This window comes from Flavobacterium sp. EDS, from assembly GCF_020991525.1.
GTDB lineage: Bacteria > Bacteroidota > Bacteroidia > Flavobacteriales > Flavobacteriaceae > Flavobacterium.
The window spans coordinates 258,061-283,903 of record NZ_JAJMOZ010000004.1; the positions used below are offsets into that span (position 1 = coordinate 258,061).

23 protein-coding genes and 1 tRNA gene are annotated in these 25,843 nt (G+C 31.8%); 7 read left to right on the forward strand and 17 right to left on the reverse strand.

Annotated elements, in window-relative coordinates; genetic code table 11:
• Nucleotides 1-46 precede the first annotated feature (46 nt).
• Nucleotides 47-1,279, reverse strand: a complete 1,233-nt coding sequence (locus tag LPB87_RS08315; protein WP_230605654.1) for an MFS transporter — start codon at nt 1,277-1,279, stop codon at nt 47-49.
• A gap of 91 nt (nt 1,280-1,370) precedes the next feature.
• On the opposite strand from LPB87_RS08315, the gene LPB87_RS08320 reads away from it, so the two are divergent.
• From LPB87_RS08320 to LPB87_RS08350, 7 genes are all read left to right on the forward strand, one after another.
• Entirely contained in the window at nt 1,371-2,243 is an 873-nt protein-coding gene (locus LPB87_RS08320; protein ID WP_230605655.1) for a LysR substrate-binding domain-containing protein, read from the forward strand.
• Nucleotides 2,244-2,303: 60 nt separating this feature from the next.
• A tRNA-Ser gene (locus tag LPB87_RS08325) sits at nt 2,304-2,388 on the forward strand.
• Between the two features lie 88 nt (nt 2,389-2,476).
• Nucleotides 2,477-4,069 carry a type I restriction-modification system subunit M gene (locus tag LPB87_RS08330; RefSeq protein ID WP_230605656.1) on the forward strand — a complete coding sequence of 531 codons (1,593 nt, stop codon included), beginning with the start codon at nt 2,477-2,479 and terminating at the stop codon, nt 4,067-4,069.
• A gap of 297 nt (nt 4,070-4,366) precedes the next feature.
• The gene (locus LPB87_RS08335; protein ID WP_230605657.1) at nt 4,367-5,185 is read left to right on the forward strand and encodes a KilA-N domain-containing protein; all 819 of its coding nucleotides are present in this window, start codon (nt 4,367-4,369) and stop codon (nt 5,183-5,185) included.
• Complete coding sequence (locus tag LPB87_RS08340; RefSeq protein WP_230605658.1) at nt 5,185-6,375, forward strand: restriction endonuclease subunit S; 1,191 nt, start codon at nt 5,185-5,187, stop codon at nt 6,373-6,375. The genes LPB87_RS08335 and LPB87_RS08340 overlap by 1 nt, the downstream gene beginning before the upstream one ends.
• Before the next feature lie 8 nt (nt 6,376-6,383).
• Nucleotides 6,384-6,575 carry a DUF1737 domain-containing protein gene (locus LPB87_RS08345; RefSeq protein WP_230605660.1) on the forward strand — a complete coding sequence of 64 codons (192 nt, stop codon included), beginning with the start codon at nt 6,384-6,386 and terminating at the stop codon, nt 6,573-6,575.
• Nucleotides 6,575-9,418, forward strand: a complete 2,844-nt coding sequence (locus tag LPB87_RS08350; protein ID WP_230605661.1) for a type I restriction endonuclease subunit R — start codon at nt 6,575-6,577, stop codon at nt 9,416-9,418. Before LPB87_RS08345 ends, LPB87_RS08350 begins: the two co-directional genes overlap by 1 nt.
• A 113-nt stretch (nt 9,419-9,531) precedes the next feature.
• On the opposite strand, the gene LPB87_RS08355 is transcribed toward LPB87_RS08350, so the two are convergent.
• The 16 genes from LPB87_RS08355 to LPB87_RS08430 form a co-directional block, all read right to left on the reverse strand.
• On the reverse strand, nt 9,532-9,951 hold the full coding sequence (locus LPB87_RS08355; protein ID WP_230605662.1) for a helix-turn-helix transcriptional regulator: 420 nt from the start codon (nt 9,949-9,951) through the stop codon (nt 9,532-9,534).
• A 176-nt stretch (nt 9,952-10,127) separates the two neighbouring features.
• Complete coding sequence (locus tag LPB87_RS08360; RefSeq protein WP_230605664.1) at nt 10,128-10,748, reverse strand: hypothetical protein; 621 nt, start codon at nt 10,746-10,748, stop codon at nt 10,128-10,130.
• Nucleotides 10,749-10,774: 26 nt separating this feature from the next.
• On the reverse strand, nt 10,775-11,281 hold the full coding sequence (locus LPB87_RS08365; RefSeq protein WP_129540106.1) for a GNAT family N-acetyltransferase: 507 nt from the start codon (nt 11,279-11,281) through the stop codon (nt 10,775-10,777).
• A gap of 74 nt (nt 11,282-11,355) precedes the next feature.
• The gene (locus LPB87_RS08370; RefSeq protein WP_230605666.1) at nt 11,356-12,321 is read right to left on the reverse strand and encodes a nitrilase family protein; all 966 of its coding nucleotides are present in this window, start codon (nt 12,319-12,321) and stop codon (nt 11,356-11,358) included.
• 232 nt (nt 12,322-12,553) lie between these two features.
• Complete coding sequence (locus tag LPB87_RS08375; protein WP_230605668.1) at nt 12,554-13,381, reverse strand: helix-turn-helix domain-containing protein; 828 nt, start codon at nt 13,379-13,381, stop codon at nt 12,554-12,556.
• Between the two features lie 18 nt (nt 13,382-13,399).
• A complete protein-coding gene (locus LPB87_RS08380) occupies nt 13,400-13,942 on the reverse strand; it encodes an isochorismatase family cysteine hydrolase (protein ID WP_230605669.1) in 543 nt (180 codons plus the stop codon).
• 143 nt (nt 13,943-14,085) lie between these two features.
• Complete coding sequence (locus tag LPB87_RS08385; protein WP_230605670.1) at nt 14,086-14,868, reverse strand: arylamine N-acetyltransferase; 783 nt, start codon at nt 14,866-14,868, stop codon at nt 14,086-14,088.
• 51 nt (nt 14,869-14,919) lie between these two features.
• Nucleotides 14,920-15,273, reverse strand: coding sequence for a hypothetical protein (locus LPB87_RS08390; protein ID WP_129540102.1), 354 nt, complete (start codon nt 15,271-15,273; stop codon nt 14,920-14,922).
• A 23-nt stretch (nt 15,274-15,296) separates the two neighbouring features.
• Entirely contained in the window at nt 15,297-15,827 is a 531-nt protein-coding gene (locus LPB87_RS08395) for an N-acetyltransferase (protein ID WP_129540101.1), read from the reverse strand.
• A gap of 71 nt (nt 15,828-15,898) precedes the next feature.
• Nucleotides 15,899-16,408, reverse strand: coding sequence for a hypothetical protein (locus tag LPB87_RS08400; RefSeq protein WP_129540100.1), 510 nt, complete (start codon nt 16,406-16,408; stop codon nt 15,899-15,901).
• Nucleotides 16,409-16,423: 15 nt separating this feature from the next.
• Nucleotides 16,424-16,822: a tautomerase family protein gene (locus tag LPB87_RS08405; RefSeq protein WP_129540099.1), complete on the reverse strand. Its 399-nt coding sequence runs from the start codon at nt 16,820-16,822 to the stop codon at nt 16,424-16,426.
• Between the two features lie 18 nt (nt 16,823-16,840).
• Nucleotides 16,841-17,221, reverse strand: a complete 381-nt coding sequence (locus LPB87_RS08410) for a DUF1801 domain-containing protein (RefSeq protein WP_129540098.1) — start codon at nt 17,219-17,221, stop codon at nt 16,841-16,843.
• A gap of 324 nt (nt 17,222-17,545) precedes the next feature.
• Nucleotides 17,546-18,073: a GNAT family N-acetyltransferase gene (locus LPB87_RS08415; protein WP_129540097.1), complete on the reverse strand. Its 528-nt coding sequence runs from the start codon at nt 18,071-18,073 to the stop codon at nt 17,546-17,548.
• A gap of 692 nt (nt 18,074-18,765) precedes the next feature.
• Complete coding sequence (locus tag LPB87_RS08420) at nt 18,766-22,074, reverse strand: FISUMP domain-containing protein (protein ID WP_230605672.1); 3,309 nt, start codon at nt 22,072-22,074, stop codon at nt 18,766-18,768.
• Between the two features lie 39 nt (nt 22,075-22,113).
• Complete coding sequence (locus LPB87_RS08425) at nt 22,114-23,289, reverse strand: redoxin domain-containing protein (RefSeq protein WP_230605674.1); 1,176 nt, start codon at nt 23,287-23,289, stop codon at nt 22,114-22,116.
• A gap of 594 nt (nt 23,290-23,883) precedes the next feature.
• Nucleotides 23,884-25,356, reverse strand: a complete 1,473-nt coding sequence (locus LPB87_RS08430) for a tetratricopeptide repeat protein (protein WP_230605675.1) — start codon at nt 25,354-25,356, stop codon at nt 23,884-23,886.
• Nucleotides 25,357-25,843: the final 487 nt, after the last annotated feature.

Below are 25,843 nucleotides of genomic sequence, written 5' to 3' on the forward strand. Positions count from 1 at the left end.
TGGTTTAAGCTGTGCTTTCTTTTTGGCTTTAAAAAATAGGAATTTATTAATTCTTATAACGAACCTCGCAAGTTTCAAACTCTTCTTGAGAACTAACTTTTTTGTAATACACATAAACAATTACTGAGATAATACATACTATTCCTTGTATTGCAACTGTGTGGCGTACTCCTAATGTGTGTGATACATAACCAATTATTAAACTTCCCACAGGAATCATTCCTTGATAGGCCATAAGATAATAACTAATGCTTCTCGAACGCATATTAACGGTGCTTTGCGTTTGGATGTATATGTTTATCGATGAGGTTTGTGCCATCATTCCAACGCCACTTAACCCCATGCAAATAAGAGCTATTGTTAAACTGTTTGAATAGGCCAAAATAATAATACTAAAGCCCATTAAAAGACTGGCAGCAATCATTATTTTATTCATATTTTTTGCTGTTTTTAAATTGGCTAGGTAAATAGCCGAAACAATAGAACCTATACCAGCAGCACTTTCGAACCAACTAAAAGTTTCAGCGTTACCACTAAAGATATCTTTTGCAAAAACAGGCATTAACGTATTGAAAGAGATAACAAACAAACTACTGCACATTAGCATTAAAAGCATTCTTGCCATTTCTTTTTCTTTTTTTACATAATCCCAGCCTTCAATAAAGTCTTCAAGCATTTTAAGTTTATCCGTTGCTTTAATGTGAGGGGTAATTTTCATCATTAATAAAGAAATAATAACTGGAATATAACTCAGGAAGTTTCCAATAAAACAGATGTCTTCGCCATATTGATGTAAAATAATTCCCGCTAAGGCAGGACCAGCAATTCGGGCAAAATTATTAAGGGTAGAGTTTAGCGCTACAGCATTTGGTAAATCTTCTTTATTGTCAACGATGTCAATCATCATTGTTTGCCTGCAGGTCATATCAAATGCATTTATGATTCCCTGGAAAAGACTCAATGCTAAAATAAAGTTGATGTTATATATTTTGAGATAAATGAGCAGAGCCAATGCACCAGCCTGAAACATTGCCAAAGATTGTAAGATAATTATACTGCGGTGTCTGTCGTAACGGCCAATGATGCTTCCGGCCAAAGGAGCAAGAAACAAAGAAGGAATCATGCTTAAAAAAGTAGTTAGCCCTAATAGAAAAACAGAACCTGTAATGCTATAAACCATCCAACTTACGGCCGTTTTTTGCAACCATGTACCAATCACAGACACTGATTGTCCGTAAAAGAATAGTTTGAAGTTTTTTGATTTTAATGCTTTAAACATGATGCTGAATATTTTTTTACAAAGTTCGGAATTATGATTTCATTAGAAAAATTAATAATTTTACTGATACTAAGTAGTAAAACTTATCAATATGGAAATCTATCAATTGCACTATTTTATTAAAACAGCAGAAGTACTTCATTTTACAAAAGCTGCCGAATTGTGTTTTGTAACCCAATCGGGCTTGTCACAGCAAATAAAAAAACTCGAAGAAGAACTCGGAATGCCTTTGTTTGCTAGGATTGGTAAAAAAGTGCAACTCACCGAAGCTGGGGGCGTTTTTTTGATCCATGCCAAACAAGTAATAGAAAACGTTCAGAGTGGGAAGCAAGCGATTGATGATTTGAATGAAATGATCGGGGGAGAACTCCGAATTGGGGTTACTTATATTTTTGGTCTTTTGGTTTTGCCAATTGTCAATTTATTTGCGAGAACCTACCCGAATTTAAAAATTGTGGTTGAATATGGGACTACAGAACCCATGCAGAAAAAATTATTGAATAATGAGCTGGATTTAGTTTTATTAATTTCTTCATATGAAATAGAAGAGCCATTTCATAAAGTCCCTTTGTTTACTTCTGATTTAATTATGGCTGTTGCTAAATCGCATGAACTCGCAAGTTTAGATACAATTGCTTTTAAAGAAATAGAAAAGCTACCGCTTATTTTACCAGCAAGGGGGTTTAATTCAAGAGAGTTTTTGGATGAATTGTTTATAAAGAATAATATGAAACCTAGAGTTTCTATAGAGTTAAATGCAATTCATGCCTTATTTCGATTGGTTGAAGGGGGTCATTGGGCGACTGTAGTTACTGAAAAAGCACTAAAAGGCTGGGATAACCTTAAAGCAATCCAGATAACGGGAGTGGCTACCAAGAGAGATTCGTTTATGCTTACTATCGGAGGAGCGTATCAAAAAAAGGCAGTAAAACTGTTTGTAGAAGAATTTAGGAAAAGTATGTAAGGATTAGTTGATTTTATTTTAATAGCTCAGTTTTTTTCATGTTATTTGCAATCCTATAATAGAGAGGTGGCCGAGTGGCTGAAGGCGCACGCTTGGAAAGCGTGTATATGGCAACATATCGTGGGTTCGAATCCCATCCTCTCTGCAAATTTCAAAATAATATCTGAACCTCGAAATTTATTTATTTCGGGGTTTTTTATTAACTTTCTCCAATTATCAAATTATAAATTATAATGTCAGACGACCAAAAGAAACTTCTTGAGCAAAAACTTTGGGATATTGCCAACATTTTACGTGGAAAAATTAGTGCCAATCAATTTCAGGATTATATATTAGGTTTTATTTTTTACAAATACCTCTCAGAAAAACTGGAGAAAAAGGCAAATGAATTTCTACAACCTGACAATTTGATTTTTGCCGAAATTGATGAAAACAGTGAGCAGGGAAAAATGTATTTAGAGGCATTAAAAAGTTCAACTGTTGACGCTTTAGGCTATTTTTTAAAACCATCTGAACTATTTAGTAATTTGGCAAAAAAAGGAAATGCTAAAGTAATTAATGAAGAGGATGAAGAACAAATACAAAGCACTTTTATACTCGAAGATTTAGCTAATGTTTTAAGCAGTATCGAAAAAAGTACGATGGGTTCTGAGAGTCAGGACGATTTTGACCAGCTTTTTTATGATATTGATTTAAACTCTACCAAAATTGGGCGAACTACAAAAGACAGGAACGATGTTATCGTAAAGATATTAACCGCTCTTGATGCCATTGATTTTGATTTGGATAATACCGAAGGTGATGTCCTTGGTGATGCATACGAATATCTTATTGCGCAATTTGCCGCTGGAGCTGGACAAAAAGCAGGAGAATTTTATACGCCACAACAGGTTTCAAGTATTTTAGCAAAAATTGTAACGACCAAAAAAAGTAAGCTAAAATCGGTTTACGACCCAACTTGTGGTAGTGGATCATTATTGCTTCGCGTAGCAAAAGAAGTTGATGATGTAGGACATTTTTACGGACAGGAACAAAACCGTACAACTTACAATTTGGCTCGAATGAATATGATTCTGCACGATGTAAATTATCATAAATTCGATATTAAACATGAAGATACACTTGAGCGTCCACAACACGAAGGATTAAAATTTGAAGCCATTGTTGCCAACCCGCCATTCTCGGCAAAGTGGAGTGCCAACCCACTATTCTCTAACGAAGAACGTTTCTCGCAATACGGAAGATTAGCGCCCGGAACCAAAGCCGATTTTGCTTTTATACAACATATGGTGCACCATCTTGACGATAACGGAATCATGGCGTGCATTGCACCTCATGGTGTTTTGTTTCGTGGTGCCGCCGAAGGTCATATCCGAAAGTTTTTAATAGAAGAGCGCAATTATATAGATGCAATTATTGGTTTGCCTGCCAATTTGTTTTACGGTACGAGCATCCCGACTTGTATTTTGGTATTTAAAAAATGCAAAGAAAATCCCGATGATATTTTATTTATAGATGCCAGTAACGATTTTGAAAAAGTTAAAAACCAAAACGTACTGCGAGACGAACATATTAATAAAATTGTAGCTACTTACCAATCGCGAGAAGTAATAGAGAAATACTCTAATGTTGCCACTCTTGAGCAAGTAAAAGCTAACGATTACAACCTGAATATTCCTCGTTATGTAAATACGTTTGAAGAGGCTGTAAGTATTGATATAAATGTTATAGCTGAGCAATTGCAAAGTATTGATGGCAAAATGGAAACAGTTGATAGTACAATTGCTTCTTTTTGCGCAGAACTGAATATAAAAACACCTTTTTAATTATTAAAAATGACGAAAAGTGAATTCATAATATACAGTACAACCGGTGGTTTAACGAAAATTTAAACACGATTAGAAAATGATACTGTTTGGCTTACACAAGCACAAATGGTAAAGACAAAACTGTTGTTACTAAACATATTGCAAATGTTTTTAAGGAGGGTGAATTAGACGGAAAAGGCAATGTGTAAATTTTGTACATTACGATTTCTGGTTATTGATTTTTTTTTTAGATATGATAAAGTTATAATTATTAAGCTCATAGGAGTAATAATAGTTTTATAAAAAAATAATAGAATGGCAAAAAGTAAAAGTATAATTGTTGCAGGAACCCAAATAACTATTTTGTCAAAGGATGGAAAGGACGAATATATTTCCTTAACAGATATGGCACACAGCCAATTGCAAGAAGTTGTAATTATAAAATGGCTGAGTCTTAAGAGTACAATTGAATATCTTGGCGAATGGGAAGCACTATATAATCCAGATTTTAATTATACCGAATTCGGTATAATTAAAAATGAAGCTGGTAGTAATAATTTTGTGCTTTCAGTAAAACATTGGATTAAGAGCACTGGAGCAATAGGGCTTACTGCAACCGCTGGGCGATATGGAGGGACTTATGGACATAAAGATATCGCTTTTCATTTTGGAATGTGGATAAGTGCTAAGTTTCAATTATTATTAGTAAAAGAATTTCAAAGACTTAAAGAAGACGAAAACGAAAGGTTAAATCTAACATGGAATTTGCAACGAACTTTGGCAAAAGTAAATTACAAGATACATACAGATGCTATAAAAGAGAATCTCATCCCTCAATTACTTACCAAAGAAAAAATAAATTTTGTATATGCCGATGAGGCAGACTTGCTAAATGTGGCCCTGTTTGGAAAAACAGCCAAACAATGGAGGATAGAGAACCCAAGTGCAAAAGGAAATATTAGGGACGAAGCAACAATAGAACAATTGGTTGTACTTAGTAATATCGAAAGTATTAATGCCATGTTAATACATCAGGGAGTTATGCAAAGCCAACGGTTACAGCAGTTGAATGCTATTGCTATAACGCAAATAAAGTCATTATTAGGAAATATAAACCTTAAAAAACTTAACTAATGACTGCAGAACAAATTTTACAGCCAAAATTACGGTTTCCTGAGTTTGATGGGGAATTAAGATCTAAAATAATAGGAGATGTTTGTAATTTAACAACGGGGAATAAAGACACGCAAAACAAAATCGATGATGGAAAATATCCATTTTTTGTTCGTTCTCAAACAGTTGAAAGAATAAATTCGTATTCATATAATGGTGAGGCGATTTTAACTTCTGGAGATGGAGTTGGTGTCGGAAAAAATTTTCATTATATAAATGGGAAATTTGATTTTCATCAAAGAGTATATTGTTTAAATAAATTCAAAGATGATGTTTATGGGCAATTTGTATTTCATTATTTTTCAGAAAATTTCTTAAGAAGGATAACAAGAATGAATGCAAAAAATTCAGTCGATTCCGTTAGAAGAGAAATGATTTTTGATATGCCAATTCTGCTCCCTTCTTTACACGAACAAACTAAAATCGCCAATTTCCTTTCTTCAATAGATGAAAAAATCATTTTATTAAAAGAAAAAAAAGCTCTTTTAGAAGAATACAAAAAAGGAATGATGCAGAAAATCTTTAATCAGGAGATTCGATTTAAGGATGATAATGGGAACAATTTTGAGGATTGGGAAGAGAAAGTCTTAGGTGATTTTAAAGATTTAATTCATGGAGATGGAGATTGGATTTTGTCGAAGGATTTATCAATAGGTGGGAAATATAAACTAATACAATTAGGTAATATTGGATTTGGTAATTATGTAGATAAAAACTTAAAAAGTATATCTTTATTGAAATTTAATGAATTAAAGGGGACGTTGTTAAAAAAGGGAGATTTGTTGATTAACAGAATGGTTGATAGTAATTTGTATTGTTGTTTATTGGATAAGGAAGGAGATTATATTACAAGTGTTGATGTCTGTTGGATTAGAGAAAATTTATATTTTAGTAATTATTTTTTTATGTCCTTGATTTTATTTAAAGAGAATCAAATAAAATTATTAAACCTTTCTAGTGGTTCTGGTAGAGTACGTATCAGTAAATCAAATTTCTTTAATGAATTTAAATTTTCACTTCCATCAATTTTAGAACAAACCAAAATTGCCAATTTTCTTTCTTCAATAGATAAAAAAATCGCTTTGGTAGCAACGCAAATAGAAGATACGCAGGAATATAAAAAAGGGTTATTACAGCAAATGTTTGTTTAAAAAAAAATATGGAAAACAAGAAAATAGTAGATTACATTATAATAACTTTTGAATCTAAGGAATTAGTTGAATTTAAGGTTTTGGAGAAAATTAAAGAAGGTTATACTCTTTTGGGTGGTATTTCTATGGCAATAGATTCTGGAGAACTTAGATCTTATAATAATTTTGCTCAAGCTATGATTAAATATTCTGATAAATAATGACATCACAATCCGAATTAATTTTAGAACAGAATTTAATCAATCAATTAACTTCAAATGGTTATGATCGAGTAACCGTTATGAATGAAGCAGATTTATTGGTTAATCTTAAAAAACAATTAGAGAAACACAATAACAAAGTGTTTTCGGATAGTGATTTTAAGCAGATTTTAAATCATTTAACCAAGTCTAATAATGTTTTTGAGAAGGCATTATTGCTTCGGGATAAATTTGCTTTTCGTAATGAAGCTAATGAATTGGTATATATCGAATTCCTGAATATGGATTTCTGGTGCCAGAACGAATATCAGGTAACCAATCAAATTACGGTTGAAGGAACGTATAAAAATCGTTATGATGTTACGATTTTGATAAACGGTTTACCTTTGGTACAAATAGAATTAAAGAAAACCGGACTTGAGTTAAAAGAAGCCTACAATCAGATAGATCGTTATCAGAAACATTCCTTTTCGGCAAATACAGGATTATTTAATTTTGTGCAATTGTTTATTATCAGTAACGGGGTAAATACCAAATATTTCAGCAATTTTGGGAACAAGAAACCAGATTTTAAACAAACGTTTTATTGGACAGACGATAATAACAAACGTGTTTCTAAACTAGAGGATTTTGCAAATGTATTTCTGGAGAAATGTCATTTGTCTAAAATGATTACCAAATATATCGTTTTGCATGATACCGATAAAATGCTGATGGTTTTGCGACCGTATCAGTTTTATGCAGTAGAGCGTATTATTGATAGAGTTAAAAATACTAATAAAAATGGTTATATCTGGCATACTACAGGATCAGGAAAAACGTTGACTTCATTTAAAGCAAGCCAGATATTATCGCAGTTACCAAAAGTAGATAAAGTTGTTTTTTGTGTAGACAGACAAGATTTAGATTATCAGACAGCAAAAGAGTTCAATGCTTTTAAACCCGATTGTATTGATCCTACAAACAATACTAAAAACTTGGTTCGTCAGTTTAATGACAACAACAATAAGTTAATTGTTACAACAATACAAAAATTGTATAATGCGATTACTCGTGAGCATCACCTGAAAACGATGGATAATCTAAAAGATAAAAAGATTGTCTTTATTTTTGATGAATGTCATCGCAGTCAGTTTGGTGATACGCACAAAAAAATCACGCAGTATTTTGATAATTATCAAATGTTTGGTTTTACAGGAACGCCAATTTTTGTTGAAAATGCATTATCTAAAAACAAACAAAACCAAACTACGGCAAGTTTGTTTGGAGAACAACTGCATAGTTATGTAATTACAGATGCGATTAAGGACGAAAATGTATTGCGATTTTCTGTAGAATATGTAGGGAAATATAAAGAGAAACAAGATTCTCAAAATGAAATAGATATTGATGTAGAAGCAATTGATACACAGGAATTACTGGAAAGTAAAGATCGTATCGAAAAAATAGCAAACTACATTATTCAGCAACATCCCGTTAAAACACAAAATAAGACGTTTACAGCTATGTTTTGTGTAAGCAGTGTAGATATGCTGATTAAGTATTATGACTTGTTTTTAAAACTAAAAGAAGAAGGGAAACACAACTTAAGAACAGCAACAATCTTTAGTTTTGGTGCCAATGATGAAATGATAAGTGATGTAACCGACTTTGACGAACAAGATTTTAATCTGGTAGCCGATAATGATAATAGAGATGATTATAATTCTTATCATAAAAGAGATAAACTCGAAAGTTACATTACAGATTATAACCAGACTTTTAGAACAAATTACAGTACAAAAGACAGTGAATCATTCTATTGTTATTATAAAGATATTGCGCAACGAGTACGTGCCAAGCAAATTGATTTACTTTTTGTAGTAAATATGTTTTTAACTGGTTTTGATAGTAAATCATTAAATACATTATTTGTAGATAAAAATTTAAAATACCACGGTTTAATTCAGGCTTATTCCAGAACCAACAGAATACTGGGAGATAAAAAATCACAGGGAAATATTGTGGTTTTTAGAAATTTGAAGAAAGCAACGGATGATGCAATTGCTTTGTTTTCGGATAAAAATGCTAAAGAAATTATTATTCTGCAACCTTATGAAAAATATGTAGAAGAAATAAATGAAGCCTATGATAAATTAAAAAGTATTGTGCCAACGTATGAGTCTGTAGATGATTTATATACAGAAGATGAAGAGCTGGAATTTGTAAAGGCTTTTAGAGAAATCATTCGATTAAAAAATATTATTGCCTCATTTGTAGATTTTAGTTTTGAAGATATTGATTTAGATGAGCAAGAGTTTAATGAGTATAAATCAAAATATTTAGAATTATCAGACAAAGGGAAAAAGGTAAAAACTTCTATTTTAAATGAAGTCGATTTTGAATTAGAATTAATTCATCGCGATGACATTACGGTATCTTATATCCTTTTATTATTAGCAAAATTAAAAGGAATAACATTTGAAGAAAAACAGCGCAAACAAAAAGAAATTCTGGATATGGTTTCCGGCGATGTAAAATTGCGAAGCAAGCGAGAATTAATTGAGCGTTTTATTGAAGAAAATCTACCCTTAATAGACGATTCTAATATTGAAGAAGGGTATAATTCTTTTATGATAATAGAGCAGAAAAAAGCTTTTGATCAATTTGTAGCCGATGAAAAATTAAATGCCGATAAGCTAAGAAAATTAACTGAGGATTATTTGTTCTCACAGCGTATTCCAACAAAACAAGAAGTAGTTTCGCTTTTAGAAAATCAACCTTCTATTTTACAACGAGCCACTGTTGGAGATACTATTTTAGGTAAGTTTTTAAATTTTATTGATACTTTTTTTAATGATTAAGTTTATCTGTTTTTTAAAGGATAAAATCATTTCTCAACTGTAATCTTAAAACAAAAAAGAGATCTCAAATTTGAGATCTCTTTTGGTATAAACGTATGTTTTTAAAAGGATATTTATTTCTCTTTTAATAATTTCTCCAAATATTCATTTTTGTCTTTTTCAGATTGTAGCAAACGTTCATAAAGCTTTTCTTTCTCTTCATAAACTTCCATTAGTTTATCTAATGGATTGAAATTACAATGACTAGATTGTGGAGCAACAATACTTCCATTAATTTCATTATCATAAATGTTATTGAAATAATTAATCACATTTTCTTCTGTAAAATTTTTAATTGCTTCAACAGATACTCCAAGAGCTTTTGCAACTTCTTTCAGTTTCTCTTCGTCTATGTTTTCGCTGTTTTCCAGAACCGAAATTGCTTGCTGATTTGTTCCCAAAGCCTGCGCAAGAGCTTCTTGTTTCATGTCTTTAAGTTCACGAATACGGCTTATTTTTCGCCCTATATGATATGGTTTGGTTGTTGTGCTCATAAATCAAAGATATTTAAAATTCTTAAAGGAAAATATATTTTAGTAAAAACAGACTTGTTTTTGTAAGATACGGTTTTCATTATGTATGCAAAAATACAGTTTTTCAGATGATTAATTAAAACACAATCCATCAATTTTTAAATGCAGTATTTTTGTTTATGTTATAACATAGAAGTCTATCCTAAATCAATTTTTTCAAAGTTAGGCGTAAAGGCAAGTAAATCTGTAAACAGGAGTTTGTTATCTTTCGTTTCGTAGCTCCAATTTATAAATTGCAGATAATGGGAACGATCTGTATTGCCTAAACTACTTCTGTTGTCCAAAAGGTCTTTACAGTTTTTATTGTCTAGCCATTCGAATATTTCTGTAAAGGTTTTGCCTCCTTCTCTTATAAACGAAGCCAGTTCTGGAAGAATAGATTTTGTTTCTTCTGAAATATGGATGTTTAATCCATATCTCGATTCAAATTTTGAAATGCTGTACTTGTCCAAATCAGTTATGAATTTTGGATTTAGCTTTAATTGTTCCTCAATATTGGCTTTTTCTTCTGCAGATATTGGTTTCAAAAAGGTACTTGAGCAAAAGTCGGTTCCTACTTGTTTCTTGAATTTTGAATTAAAAAGACGTTTCAGTATTACAAAAGGTTCATCTAGAGTTCCAATCTTATCTTTTGTTATAGCACGAACGAAAAAATGATATTCTTCAAACTCAATAGGAACAAATTTCTCAATTCGATGAATCCCTTTTGCATAGGATTTAACCCATTGACCAACTTCAAAATCTTTATGCGTATTCATATTCTCAATAATGATATAATTTTAAACTACAATTTAATCTCAAATAAGCTAAAAGAACCTTCTTTGTAATGTTCCGGTAATTCGTTTGTCCATTCTATTGTGCTGATTCCTTTGTATTCAAAACCACAACTTGTGTAGTATTTGTTTATTCTTTCGTTTCCGCTATGCGTGTCTAGTCTTATATACGATTTACCATTTTCTTTGGCATATATTTTTACCCACTCTATGATTTTTGTAACATAAGAACGACCTCTAAATTTAGGGTTAGTAGCAATACGATGAAGATATACTGCAGGATCTTGAGCCGCTTCTTTCCAGATAATCAAATCATTAAAAGTAAGTACAAATGTACAAGCAACTTCACCTTCGTCTTTGATTATAAAATGTCGGTCTTCGGCGATTTCTTTTTCTATTAGTGCTTTTTCAAAACCTCTCCAGCTTTTATTATTGACTGTTTTTTGATAAGATGTAGCTTCATTATAGATATCGAAAACGGCATCAATATCTTCATTTGTAGTTTTAAAAAATTCCATTGTAGTGTTTTATTCTGTAGATTAATCAATTCCTCAAAGATAAATCTTTCATTTGCTATAAGCCTGTAAAATTATTAGTTTTTACTTTTTTCGTCGGTGTTAAGCCAAACTACATTTTGTTCCGATTTATGTTCTTGCCCGATAATATCTCGGTATAATTCTGGTCTTCTAGCTTTTATGTAGCGATTCCCTCCAGCTTGAATGCATTTTTCGGGAGTAATGATTGCTGTTGTAAATGAGTCATCAAAAGAACGGCATTCGGCAATTACATCTCCAAAAGGGTCAATAATCATAGAACATCCATTTTTCAATTGGTCATCGTCCATACCAATTGGATTGGAGAAAACGGCATAAATAGCATTGTCGTATGCTCTTGCAGGCAACCATTTCATTAACCAATCACGACCTTTCATTCCGTCAAATTCCAATCGTAACGAAGTTGGATCGGCTTCGCGATTCTCCCAAAGTTGAGGTGCAACAAAACCTGCGCCAGGTCGGGTAGAAGGAGTACACATCGTTACGTGTGGCATAAAAATAATATTAGCACCCAAAAGTGTTGTTGCACGTACGTTTTCGATGATGTTGTTGTCGTAGCAAATCAAGATTCCACATTTCCATCCCTTGATTTCAAAGATGCAATAACGATCTCCAGGTGTTAGGTAAGGATTTATAAACGGATGCAGTTTTCGGTATTTGGCAACCAAACCATTTTTATCTACGCAAACATAGGCTTTGAATAAATTATCATTCTCATCTTTTTCAAAAAGCCCTGCTAATATAACTATGTCATTGTTTTTGGCTATTTCTGTAAGTTTTAAGACGCTTTCTCCGTTTGGGATGACTTCTGCCAGGTTCAGCATTTGTTCTTTCGATAAATGCTTTGCAAATGTATATCCGGTTATAGAGCATTCGTGAAATGCAATTACATCACAACCTTCACCAGATGCTTTTTGCGAAAGTTTCTCGATTACAGATAAATTATAGTTTTTATCGCCGCTTTTATTCTCAAACTGAGCAGTGGCTATTTTTAGTTTTTTCATAATTGTACACTATTAATTTTAGACAAAAATAGTGTTGGCGATACTTTACAAATTGTATAAAACCGACATTTTGAAACAAATCATGGAATATAAATAGGTTAAAATAGTTTGAACACGAATTTCACGAATTTGCACAAATTCTAAATAAATGATTTGATTGGTGAAATTAATTCTACAAACGAAATTCGTGTTAATTAGTGAAATTCGTGTTTAATTGTAGATGACAGCATTATTAAATTGCTTTCGCAGGAAGAGTTTCTATAAAGTTATTGGTTAGTTTTCCGGCATTATACAAATATTCTCTGGGAGTCATTCCGGTATGTTTTTTGAATTCTCGTATCAGATGAGATTGATCTGAGAATCCTGCGTCATAAGAAATAGTGGTGAGACTGGTATCTTCTGATTTGTTTTTGAGTAGTTTTAAAAAGCCATGAATCTTCACAATATTGCCAAATTTCTTTGGATTTAATCCCACGCATTCTGTAAATTTTCTTTCAATATGTCTTTCAGTATAACCCGTATAATCAACTAATTGTTTGAGCGAAAACTGTCCTTTGGTTTTGATAATGAAATCTAATGAAGCCGCTGCAATCAATTGGTTTGATAGTGGTTTTTTCGCTTCAAGCGTTTTAAAAAAATGATTTAAAAGACTTAGTTTTTCCTGAATAGTAGCTTGTTCGGATAGTTTTTCCTGAAGTTCAATTCCTTCTAAGCCAAATATATCATCGATCGTGATTATGGTATCACGCAGTTCGCTACTTGTAATTCCTAATAATTGGTTGATTCCGTTAGGTTGGAAAACAACAATAACGATCGACATTTCACTGCCTGAATAAATGTCTTTAAAACCATTTAGTTGTCCGTACAAAAAAGAGCTTGGTAAGTAATTTTGTGCTTCATAATTGCTGAAGCCAGAAATAAGTTTACTTTTCAAAGAGAACACAACACCAGTATTACCATCAGAAAACAAACGGAGCTTCTGAGTATCATTACCTTTATTTTCTAAAAAAAGATAGTGTTTGATATAAGGTGATAATTCCTTTGGAGGTAAAACTTGCATGTTTTATAAAATAATTACTTAATCGAAGATATTCTCAATTATTGTCACTCCTCTGTTTTCTAAATCGAGTAGCATTTCTTGTTTTCTATGTTGTACATCATTTCCAGTTCCTATGTATTCCTTTAGCAGCGATATGTTGTACCCATTTTGAAGTCCATCGATTGCGGTTTGTTTTACACAGTATTCTGCTAGGAAACCACATAAAATAAGGGTTCGAATGCTGTTGGTTTTTAGGTAATTATTAAAATCTTCTGACGAAAAGCAACTATGTTGCGTTTTTGGGATTAGCTTAGAATTAGCATCAAAATCGATATCAATTTCATGACCATCAGTTCCTTCAATGCACATTGATAATCCAGTTCCGAATTGGTCTTTTTGATAATTTGAAAAAACAATTACCAGCCTATTCTTATCGACTAGTTTTGTTAATTGATTTATTCTGGACTTCACTTCTTCTATGTTGCGACTATCAGGATGTCTTTTTGCGTAAGCACCATTACTAGCCGTAAAATCTTTTTGAGGATCAATAATTACTAATAATTCTTCGGATGTTAATTTCATAACATTGCTTTTAATCTGTTTCTTTTGGTTTGTTATGAACTGACATTCTGCAAAATTAAGTATATTTTTCGAATTATGGTTTTGACTTCAGTCTACTTAAAAAACAGAGCAGGTAGCCTTGACAATATTGATTACTACGTTTTTTATAAGTTAAATTCGGTTGCTAGAATACCCTCAAGTTGATCGGGTTCGAAAGTATAACTTTGGGCTTTTCCGTTTTCTATAGACTTGAATGTGTTTTTAAAAAGTATTTTTTTACCTAATGGATTTTGTAAAACAACGACAAGATTTTGGGTAAAAAAGGAATCAGGATGTGTTGAGTTATAATGATTAGCTGGTTTAAAATCAATCCATTCCTGATGTGATAAATCAAATGAATATAAATCTTTCCATTCCTTATGTGATAAAGTTTGCAATAGATAATTTCCGTTTTCGGCTTTTACTATAGCAAATGTTTCAGCGCCTTGTTGTGCTGCTGTAGTATCATTTAGTTTTAATGGTTCTCTTATTCCGTTGCCACCAAAGCCTAAATCGACTAAATACTCTTCATCTTCAACAGTTACAATAATTGCTATATGCGTTTTAGGATTTTCAGCAGGAGTTACCAATGGACGAGCGGCCACAAAACGATACGGAATATCCATTTTTTGAAGCATTAGAGCAAACAAACCATTGAGTTCATAACAATACCCGCCACGTTTACGAGTAATGAGTTTATCGACAATATCGTCTCCTGCTAATGAAATGGTTTTTCCTGCCTGAACATCTAAATCTTCAAAAGGAATGGAGAACAACTGACATTGCATTAATTTACTTATGCTTTTGATATTTGATTTAATATCGCCAACAAAATGAATTCTGTCCAGATAATCTTGTAAAACAAAATTGTCTGAAACTATCGGGTTTGATTTTGCTTGTTTTTTCATTCTATCTGAATTAATTAAAATTATAACCAAAAAGCCAACCACTTTACAGGGCTAAAATAATTTCATTGAATTGTTGTATTTTGTTTTCTGTTTAATAGCTAATCCTTTTTGAAAATTTTCTTTGATCAAGCGGTCAACAATACAACTTAAATCTAGTATTGGAGGTTTTGCAACAAGTACTAGTGAGTAAGAAAGAGTACGTTCTCCTATTTCTAACTGTGATTGTTTGATATGAATTCCGTTGTTGATTAAGGAATCATTGATAAAGTACATTATGTTATCATCCCAAGTAACATCAAGATCAGAAGGCCCATTATATTCAGAGAGAATATCCATTGGAAATTCGATTATGATTTCAATCGGTTGCTCGTATGGAATGCTTATCTTCAGTTTATCTAAATCCATTCTAGTACTATTTAGCTACTATTTTACTCCATGAATGCTGCTGGATATTTTACTTTTCCGCTTACACCATCTAATCCATTTTCGGTTAACGAAATTACCATACAGTTTTCTGCGGGAACATCAAACGGCATTTCGATATTGTATTTGCTAGTAAGTTCGTATCCAAATCTAGGATAATAGTTTTCATGACCCAAAAGAATTATCGATTTGTAACCTAGTTTTTTTGCGATAGCATGACTTTCTAGAATCAGTTTTGCACCAATTCCTTTTCCCTGAAATGCTGGTTTTACCGAAACAGGAGCTAAAGCAAGTGAATCAAATACTTGGTCTTTGTTTTCGATTTGTAATTTGGTCAACAAAATATGTCCAACTATTTCATTGTCGATTTCGGCAACAAGGGATAATTCAGGAATAAATGCATCAGAGTTTCTTAGTTTTTCAACTAGAAATTGTTCTTTATGATCGCTGTATTCCTCATTTTTAAATGCTTCTTCGATGATTTCGAAAACTTTTGGGTAATCGTCTTTATTTTCTTGTCGTATGGTAATTTCCATGATTGTTTAAATTTTTTATTCTATCCAGCATGTTCCTGTAGAATATGTTTTTGCTTTAGGGTTCTAACAAATTACTTTCTTCCTTCATTAACCAGAAGCTTTAATGAATTGATATAATCGGTATCAAATTCTATTACTCTTATTTTGTTAGGATTAAAACTTAGCTCACCACCAAATTTTCCTCTTGTCTCAAGAAAATCAATAACCAGTTCTTCATCGTCTAATTTTATTAATTTACCAAGATAAACCGCTTTTTCGGATTTTTTTGCAATCTGAAAAATTTCATATTTGTTGGTTATAAAGGTAAGTATTGAAGATAAATCTCTTAGCGGAATTATTTCGTCTGAGTTGGTTTTCAATCCTTTCAGTCTAATGACACTTTCTGTAAATGCATTATCGCTATCTCGAGTTATTGACTTTATATTTTTGTTCTTTAAAATTACGTAACCATCAATTATAAAATCAACAGGATTATTTTTAATTAAAATCCAATCGTCGGTATAATCAATAAGAAAACCCGTAAAAATTTCTTTTCTGTCTTCAAATTCGATTGCTATTAATTGTCTTAGGTAATTGTCCATTATAGTGCTTGTTACTTATTGTTTTAAATGTTTTGGTTCTTGAATTTCTCCATTTCCGAATGACCAATTTTCGCTACCATTATTCTCTAATAAAATTATGATAATGTCATTTTTTAGAATTTCGGTAGTATTCGAAATCCTAGCAGCAATCTGAGCATATAGTTTTGTTTTTTGCTCTTTTGTTCTCCCTTGCCCAGCTGTTATCTGAACGTAAATAATATTTTCTGAATGGGTAATACCAAGATAACTCTTAGGAAATTTAATTTGGGAGGTTTCTAATTCTTCTATTACATGAAAATAATCATCTTGCGGGATATTGAACTCCTGAATTAAAGATTCGTGTATCGAGATCGAAATGTTTTCTTTGGTTTCTTGCGATAATTTTTTCGGTAAACTTATTCTAACAAATGGCATAATTGATTCTTAATGTTACTATTTTCCTCTTTTTACTATTTTAATTTTTCCACTTTTGTAAAGGTCGACTGCTTTCTCCAAAATTGACTTTATGGTATCTATTGGTAGGTCTTCGTTTGGATCAAATAACATTGTTTTCATCCGTGAGCGTTTTTCGGCTACTAATTCAGGATTGTCAAAGTGTTTGCCTTCAACGATTCCGAGATAGGGTTTGTTATTTGTTTTATGAACCCATAAATAGCAAAACATCTTTCCTTTATAACAGAAAAAAGGCATGCCATATTTTAAAGTATGGGTGATTTCAGAATCTTGTGAAAGAATAATTTGTCGTAATGCCAGCAAGCACCCTTTATTAGGTTCTTCTTGTTTTAGGTAGAAATTATCAAGCTCTAAACTCATTTTGTGTTTTTGTTTTTAATCTGTAGTAAAAGAATTAACCGCAAAGGTCGCAAAGTTTTTAATCCTTTATCCCGATAGCTATCGGGAGTGGCTAAAAAATTAACCGCAAAGTTTTGAGATTCGTAGTTTTTTTATTGTTTCACGCAGATTCTACAGATTTAGGCGAATCCAAGCCGATTTAATTTGCAAAAAATCTGTGCGCATCTGCTCAATTTTTTTTTGATCTGCGAGAAAAAATATTTCGCGACTAACTATTTTAATCTGTGGCAAAAGAATTAACTGCAAAGGTCGCAAAGTTTTAGAATCTGTTTAATCCGCGTTCCTCTATAGACAATTTAAGGTCAATTTCATCATTATATCTGTTTGCGGGTCATTTCCTAATTTAAAAATATGTTTGTCAAATTCAACAAAGCCATTTTTTTTATAAAAAGCCAATGCTCTATGGTTTTGCTCCCAAACGCCAAGCCATAAATAGCCTACATTTTTTTCTTTGGCAATTTGTAATGCTTTGTCATACAAAAGCTGCCCAACCTTTTTGCCTAAGAATTCTTGTGAAACGTAAATACGTTCTATTTCTAAGGCATTATTATCTTTTAATTCTGTTTGTGCTTCTCCTGAATTTGTTTTTAAGTATCCAATAACGACATCATTCAATACTGCAAAGAAGAATTCGGAATCAGGATTTTCAATTTCCTTTTTTAGTTTATCAAAGGCAAAACTGGTAGACAAATAATGGTTCATGTTTTCTTCCGTATTTGGCTTCGAAAAAGTTTCTAGAAACGTTTGTCTTCCGATATTTTGCAGTTTTTCAATATCATTTATCGTGACTTTCTCAATTTTAATGGTTTCCATGAATATTTAATTTATTCTGTTTTTTGTAAATTCTTCTCAAATATTGACTTTAGTTTTAACCATTTCTCATCTTGTAGTGACAAAGAATACCTAATAAGTTTAGTTCAGATGTTTAGTAATTTGTACTTTTTAATTCACTATTAAAATTGAATCAATCCAAGCGATTTACTTAAGTTCTAATTGCTAAAAAATGTAGTAGAGTGTAATTAGTTTAAGTGAAAACACGGAATTAGTTTTAATTAATATATTGATATTTAGGGTTTTTAATTCGTAAATAAACGAAGTCAATACTTGTATCAAATATAATAAAAAAAAATGTTTTAGAGTTTTTGAAGTTTATGTCTTTCGATTTCAAGATTAGAATATAAATAAGGGTTTGTGTATTAAATGATTTGATGAATTTTATTAGTACGTATAGCTTCTTTTTCCACCTTGTTTTTTTAGAAATACAATAATTATAACCAATTAGTTAGAATTCAAAAACTATATATTCTGAGGCAGATTAGACGGATTCGTTATTATGAAGACACAGATTTATTCATTTTTTTAATTAAAAAAGCTGAGCAGAATCAAGAAGTTATCTATAACCTTGACTATGCTCAGCTTATCAATAATGGCTTGTTTTTATAATAATCGTTTACTATACAACTAAACCAATACTACTGTTTCATTATTTTTTTTAAAATATAAAATTAATTTTTAACACATCTAATAGGTTTATTATACTTTGTATCTGCTGTAGCATTCGTAAAATAAAAAACATCGCTATTGTTTGTCAACCAAATATATTGAGTAGTTCCAGATAACGCCATCATTGCAACGCTTGCAAAATTTTGACCATAAGTACCACTCCCACTATTGTATGTATATCCTGTTGGCAACAGGTTAAAGCCTGAATTGTTACTGTCATTTGGAGCGTACCCTCCCCAGGTATATCCACCGCCATACGATGGCTGATATTTATTATTATTTGCCTTTGCTTGTTTGCCATACTTACTATTTTTTGCCAACAACAAACTACGTAAGTTAATCCATTCTGAAATTGTAGATACGTGCCATCCCTCTGGACAAGGATTAAGAGCCTTTTGGTAATCATTATATAATAAACCAAATTTAGACGCAAAATCTGCACGAGATTCAGTTGTACGTACATCATTTACAACATAAGTTACAGTACCGCTTTTCAGATCACTTGCATTATAAATGCCTGAAATCCCACTTCCAGCATATAGATATACTCCACCCAAACTTTTTCCATCTTTGTCTACAGTTGTGCGTAAGTTTTGGGTCATCCAGCAAGTATCTCCAAAAAGTTTTGCTGTATATACATTCCCATCAAGATCTGTAGCCACAGAACAACACGTACAATCTTTAATTGTAATTTCTAGTTTCGATTTACCCTCAACACCTCCCGTTTTATAAAGAGCTACTAGTGTAACTCTAACAGGATTGTCATTGTCTCTACCTGCTGCAGTAGTCATTAAAGATTGCTTATATTTAATCGTAACTGTATATTTTGCTCCATTCCCTAAAGTGGCTGGTATGTCTTTTTGTACTTGATAACTCTCCACTGCTTTTTCAGGATCATTAATAACAAAGCGTAAATTTGTATTACTTGAACCAATACTTGTAAATGTATAAGTGTACGATTTATTAAAATCGGCTCTGTGGGATTCTCTAGATGAGAGTAGCCCACATTTAGCATTATTACTTGATGCAGAGGCAATATCAAAACAATCTTCTCCAGCTATAGCACCACTCCCTTTTGGAAGCGTAGTTTCGTCAATAACATCAATTGTTCCAGCTGTGGTTGTAACGGGTTTGTTACTACAATTGTTTACAACACAGCTATAACTACCACTATTATTCGTTTTTAGATTGTTTATTGTGTACGTAGCCGAAGTTGCTCCAGAAATTGAGGTACCATTAAACTTCCACTGATAGGTAATAGGTGCTGTAGCCGTGTTTGATCCCTCTGCGAGTACTGACATAGTTACCGAGTTACCCGTAAGAACTGTTCCTGTAGGAGACATGGTAGTTTTTTTTATAACAGCTGCAATACAAGCAGGAGCTACTGTCACTTTCTGATTCAATTTGTTACTAATACCACAACCATTTTCTGCCTCAATTGTTATATTCACTATTGCATCTGCATTAGGAAATTTTATACGAACGGTATTTGTACCTTGTCCATTTTCTATTGTTGCTCCATTATCTGCTGTCCAGGTATAGGATGTAGGATTAAATGTATCGGATACCTGAAATATTTTTGTTTGGTTGAGCTCGGCTTTATCATAAACTGCCTTCCATTCTAAAACTGGAAAATCAGACAAGTCTATCAAAAGTGTAGCTGATAAAGAACTAATACAACCGGATTGATTAATTGCTTCTACTTGGTACGAACCTATTTTATCAACAGTAAGAGTTTGGCTTACTTTATCAGGCATAAGTACTCCTTCTTTGTACCACTGAAAAGTAAAAGGACCACCAGTTACAGTTGCTGTTAACTGAGCATCTACACTACCACAAATAAGTGGCGGATTAGCTGTAATTACTGGAGTTGCTGGTGCTGTTCCTTGCAATTTTTTAGTCTCGGTAAATTCTGCTGAACAAAGAACTCCTGTATTATCTGAAACGACACAACGCAGTATAATATTATTGCCACTAGAAGGCGCCGTTATCGTAAGCTCTTTGCCTTCACCAAGATACTCTAGGCCGTTATACCACTTAACAGTCACAGCATTTGTATAATCGCTAGGTGGGTTACTTAATTCTAGTTTTAAACGCCCGTTACTACAAAAATCATTTAATTGTGACAGTAGTTTTCCATTAATCGAAATTATCGGTTGTTTAAGCGGTTTGCTTGACTCATCTACAGATACAGTAACGCTTTTGCTAGGTAAAGAACTACAATTATCGCGTTCTATAACAGCAGTCCATTCTCCCTTATCTGCTGCTTTAAGAATAATTGCAGTCCCTTTTTTAGTTGTTTTTTTTCCATTTTTATACCAAGTAAGCTCACTGAGTTGTGAAAAATTATAAGCAGTTAGTGTAACTTCTCCTGTAGCTCCACAGATTATTCCGTTATTAGTTGCATATAAAACTGTATTATTGTTTGGTGCGGTACCAGAACCTGTAGTGACTTTTATATTATCCGAGACACTATTTGCATTTAATTTATCGCAACCTATTGCTCCCACATATACCTTATAAATACCTGATTGGGTTGCTCTAAAGCTCGTTCCTTGTCCTTGTACAATATTATTAATTGTCCAGATATAATTTGCCCCAGATTTAACGTTTGTTACTTCCATAAATACATCTCCACCGATACAAAGCACGCCATTGTTGCTCACAGCTATTAGCGGCTTTGCTACTGTTAAATCGCATAATTGAGTATCACCATCTTGTGTAAATAAAAACTCTTTATACTCTCCTGTACAATTATTTGTAGAACGTACAATCGCTGTACGCGAAGTCGCAGTTAAGTTAGGCTCCATTTTTATAGTAAATGCTCCAGTATTACTATCTGTAATGTCGATAGAAATAAAATCACTACCTGTTATAACTGTATGAGTATAAGGAATCTTTCCTGTACAAGGAGGAGTTTCTATAGGGATAAAAGGGCCTACTATTCCGCCTTCTGGAGGATAAACAGGCTTGGAGGGATCATTTGGCTTAAAGCCAATATCAGCATTACCAGAACATAAACTTACCCATTTGTTTGTATTCCAGTACTCTATACATTTGGTATCTATATTATATATTGTAAGCCCTATTGCTTTTGCATCACTAATAAAGCTTGGCGTAGTAAGATTGTCTCTTTCTACTGTGGTAAGTTGAGGCATTCTAATACCTCCTTTAATTTTTGCTGTAGATAATTCCAGCAAGGAATAACTGGCAGGCTTTGAAACCGATCCTATAACTGTTTGTGCTAAAATTACTGTAGGCAACAGTAATAAAAAAGGAATTAAAAATCTCATTCTCATTCTAGTTCTCATAATATTTTTAATGTTTGTAAAGTTTAATTAATTTGAAATTTATTTATGTAATCCTATATCTTCCAATCGGGCATATCTACCTGCTATCTTTCCTTTTTCTATTACAAAATAGGTAGGTGTCATGATTACTCCATAAGGATGGAAAATATGATTGTCTGGATCATTTAGTTTGTACTTCCATGAAAAATCCTTGGTGTTTTCTTCTAATTCATCTTTAGTAGGATCTACCGAAATGGATACTATTTTTATCTTATTTTCTGTTAGTTTTTCTGAATAGGCCTTCAATTCTTTTATTTCATTACTGCATTTATAGCAAGCACTGTCGTAAAAAAACAATAACAGTTTATCTTTAAATAAAGAGCTCAGTTTAGTTTTTTTATCTACTAAAAAATCAGGTGGTGTTTCTCCTATTTGCACTCCGCTACTTTTTAAAAGTATAGCTAGATGACGGGTTGGAGATTTGATCATCCCTGAATTATAGATCTGTTGTACCAACTGATTTTTAATATATTCCCAACCATATTGTTCGCATATATCTACCAGGTTATTGGCAAACTCGTCTAATGTTGCTTCCTGCTTTATGTTTTTCATGATTTGTAAAGCATCAGCGATTAGTTTATCATCATCTTTTATTCGATTGTTATACATTATTACCCAATAAGTAAGCATTGTTTTCCAAAATGGAGAATGATAAAGTACAGGCATGTCTACATTTAAAAATTCTGAGCGCAGACTTTCTATGGCAGAATCTGAAGCATTCGCTGCTACTAAAATTCGATTGAGATAGTCCATTTCTTTCTTCAATTGATTAACGTATAATTTAGGATTAGCAATTACTTCATTTCCCAAAAGATAATCTTTGAGAAATTGGTTTTCTTCAGATCCTATAAATTGTGATGTACGCGTATCAGGATAGGCATAGATCGATGCAACTGAAAAATTCTCATTGTTCAAAATCATATCCATTTTTGCATCTTTATCTATAATAAGCGATACCATTCCTTGATAGTTTTTAACCGAAGTAGGCAGCTGTAATTTTGCGTTTCCTTGCTTGTCTAAATAACCTTTTACTATCGTATCAGATTTTGTTCCTTTATATTCAATTAATGCATAGCTTTTTGAAGGGAATTTTATAAATGAGATAGTAATATTCTGTGCCCATGTGGCACAATTGTAAACAAAAAAGAGCGTCAATAGTATTCTTTTAGTTATCATTTTTTTTACTTTAATTTTTTAATATGACAGGATATCTTATACTATTTTGGTAAAATAGAACCAAAGGCAAGACATCTTTAAAATAAAAAACACGTGTTTTTTATTTAAGTTTTTAGATATGATGTTGGGGCAATAACAATCAGATTATTTCGTGGGAGGACAGCAAGATGAAAAATATACTTGTTTTATAATCTAGCTGGATTTGGGTGCGAAGCAATAATTAGGCGTATGATAATTTTTGGCTACAAAGGGGGAGTGCAAAAGTAGCGTGAAATTATAATTCAGAACTATTTTTAAACATTACAATTTATTACAAGGCGTATTTTATTTTGTAAGTGGTTGTTTTTTAGTAGGTTGAAAATTTAAAAAAATAGCTTTTTATTTTTATTTTTTTAAGAGATAAAAATAATGAGAAGAAAATTTTAATCAGGGGATGACAAAAAACACCATTTATGGCCTGTCTAAAACATATTTTTTTGTCTTTTTAAATCAATAATTTTTGAGATACAGAGTCAATTCTAAACCTATAATTTTTTTTATAATTTATAGAATTAGCTGTGTTTTTTTAGAATCAGATAAATACAAAAGAAAGGTTTAAAGATTCATCATCCAGATTGTAAGATCGTCCTCTGAAGAAATCATATTGAACTTTTTTCGTAATCGAGATTTTCGGGTTTCAATAGCTCCTACTGACAAATTTAGATTTTGTGCTATTTCTTTTGTTATAAATCCTAAACGAATCATAGCACAAAATAATAGATCGTTATAATTAAGCGGAACAATGGCTTTTTGATTTAATTTGTCATAAAAGTCGGGTTCTAATTCCTGAAATTTAGTATTAAAAGAAGGGTCTTTATCAACTGCTAATTGCCATACTTCCTGTAAAGTAACTTTGTTAGAATCTGCTAAACGCTCTAATTCTAATTCTTTCTCATAAAGTAGTTTGGCTTTATTTTTTTTAGCTGCTTTTGTGTTTTTTAATTTCTTAATAAGAAAGTACACTACAATACCTGAAAGTAATAGTACACAACTTAGGATAACGTTAAAAATTAGTCGGGAAGACTTAACGTTGTCGTCATGTTTTTTTTCTATATTTTTAACAGAAACTTCTAAGGCATCTTTTTCTGATTTATTGATCTCTCTGTTTATTATTGTAAATTTTTCCTGATACGCTCTTGATTTCTGATCATCACCCAGAATAGCATAAATAGTTGATAATTTAGAATAAGCATTACTTAAAATATATATTTGATGCGCTGTTTTTGCTTTGTCTAATATGGATTCATAGTAATAAATTGCGGAGTTATAGTCTCTTTTTCCTAAATGAATATCTCCTAAATTTTTATAAGCATTTAGTTTAAGGACGGTAGTATCTTTTTTATCGAGTAATTTAAGGGCTCTCTGAACATAATAGGCTGCAGAATCATATTGCTTAATCTGAATAAAACAAGTGCTTATATTTAAATTAATTTGTGCTATAGATCTTTTCTTCCCTTCCTGATGAGTTGTTCTTTGCTGAAATTCAGAAATACATTTTCTGTAATAATAAAATATAGAATCGTTAGTCTCATCTTGTTTGCTTATAGTCATTGCAATAGAATTATAAATGTTTGCTTTGAAACTGTGTTTATAATCTTTATTTTCTATTTTATCAGCTAATCTCAGGCTTCTGTTAAACTCTTTTCTTGCTCTTTGATAAAGACCTGTTCTGCTCAAGCAATCTCCTTTTAAACGGATAATACCAATAAATAGGGTACTATCTTGTATTTTAGGCATTTCTTTCTCTGCAAGGGTAATATATTCTAGTGCTGTTTTAAAATCTCCTAAAAAACCATAATTAGAAATAATGAGTTCGTAACCAAGAATGATTCCATGAGGATATTTTATTTTTTCAGAATGTTTTATAATATCCAAAGCCAGTGGTTTTGTTTTGCCATTCATATCGTATATATATTTTTCGCATACTACGATTAAACTATCGATTTGTTTCTTGTTGTAGTTTTGAGCAGAAACAGTAATACTTAAAAAGGAAAATATAAATAAAACAATTAAAATAGTTTTTTTCATTTTATCAAAATTTGTCTATTGTGCAATAGTATTGATCATTTTCTAGTTCGTTTTTGTATTTACGTACTATAATTTTCGAAAGAGTTTTTGATGTAATCTGAATAAGAATAGGCGTCAATTGTGCTTAAAATAAGATAACACAGATTGATTTAATACAATAGATTCTCTTTTTTGTAAAAAAATAAAAGAGGGTTACTCTAACAAATAAACAAACAAAAATAAATTAATGCAAAGCGATTTACTTCATATCTAAATTAGTAAATAAATCGGTTAGCTATTATTATTTTAAAGCACATTTTTTTGGGGCAAAAGTAAGTTTTTTGTTCGATTTGTGATAACTGAAGTATTATTATTTGAAAGAAATAGATTTCTTTTTGAGGATTCTTGTAGTGAAAACCTATGTTTCTATGTATTAGATAGGAAATAATCACCTGAGTAAAAAGAAGAGTAATTAGATTCAAGGGCTAAATAAATTAGTATGTAAATG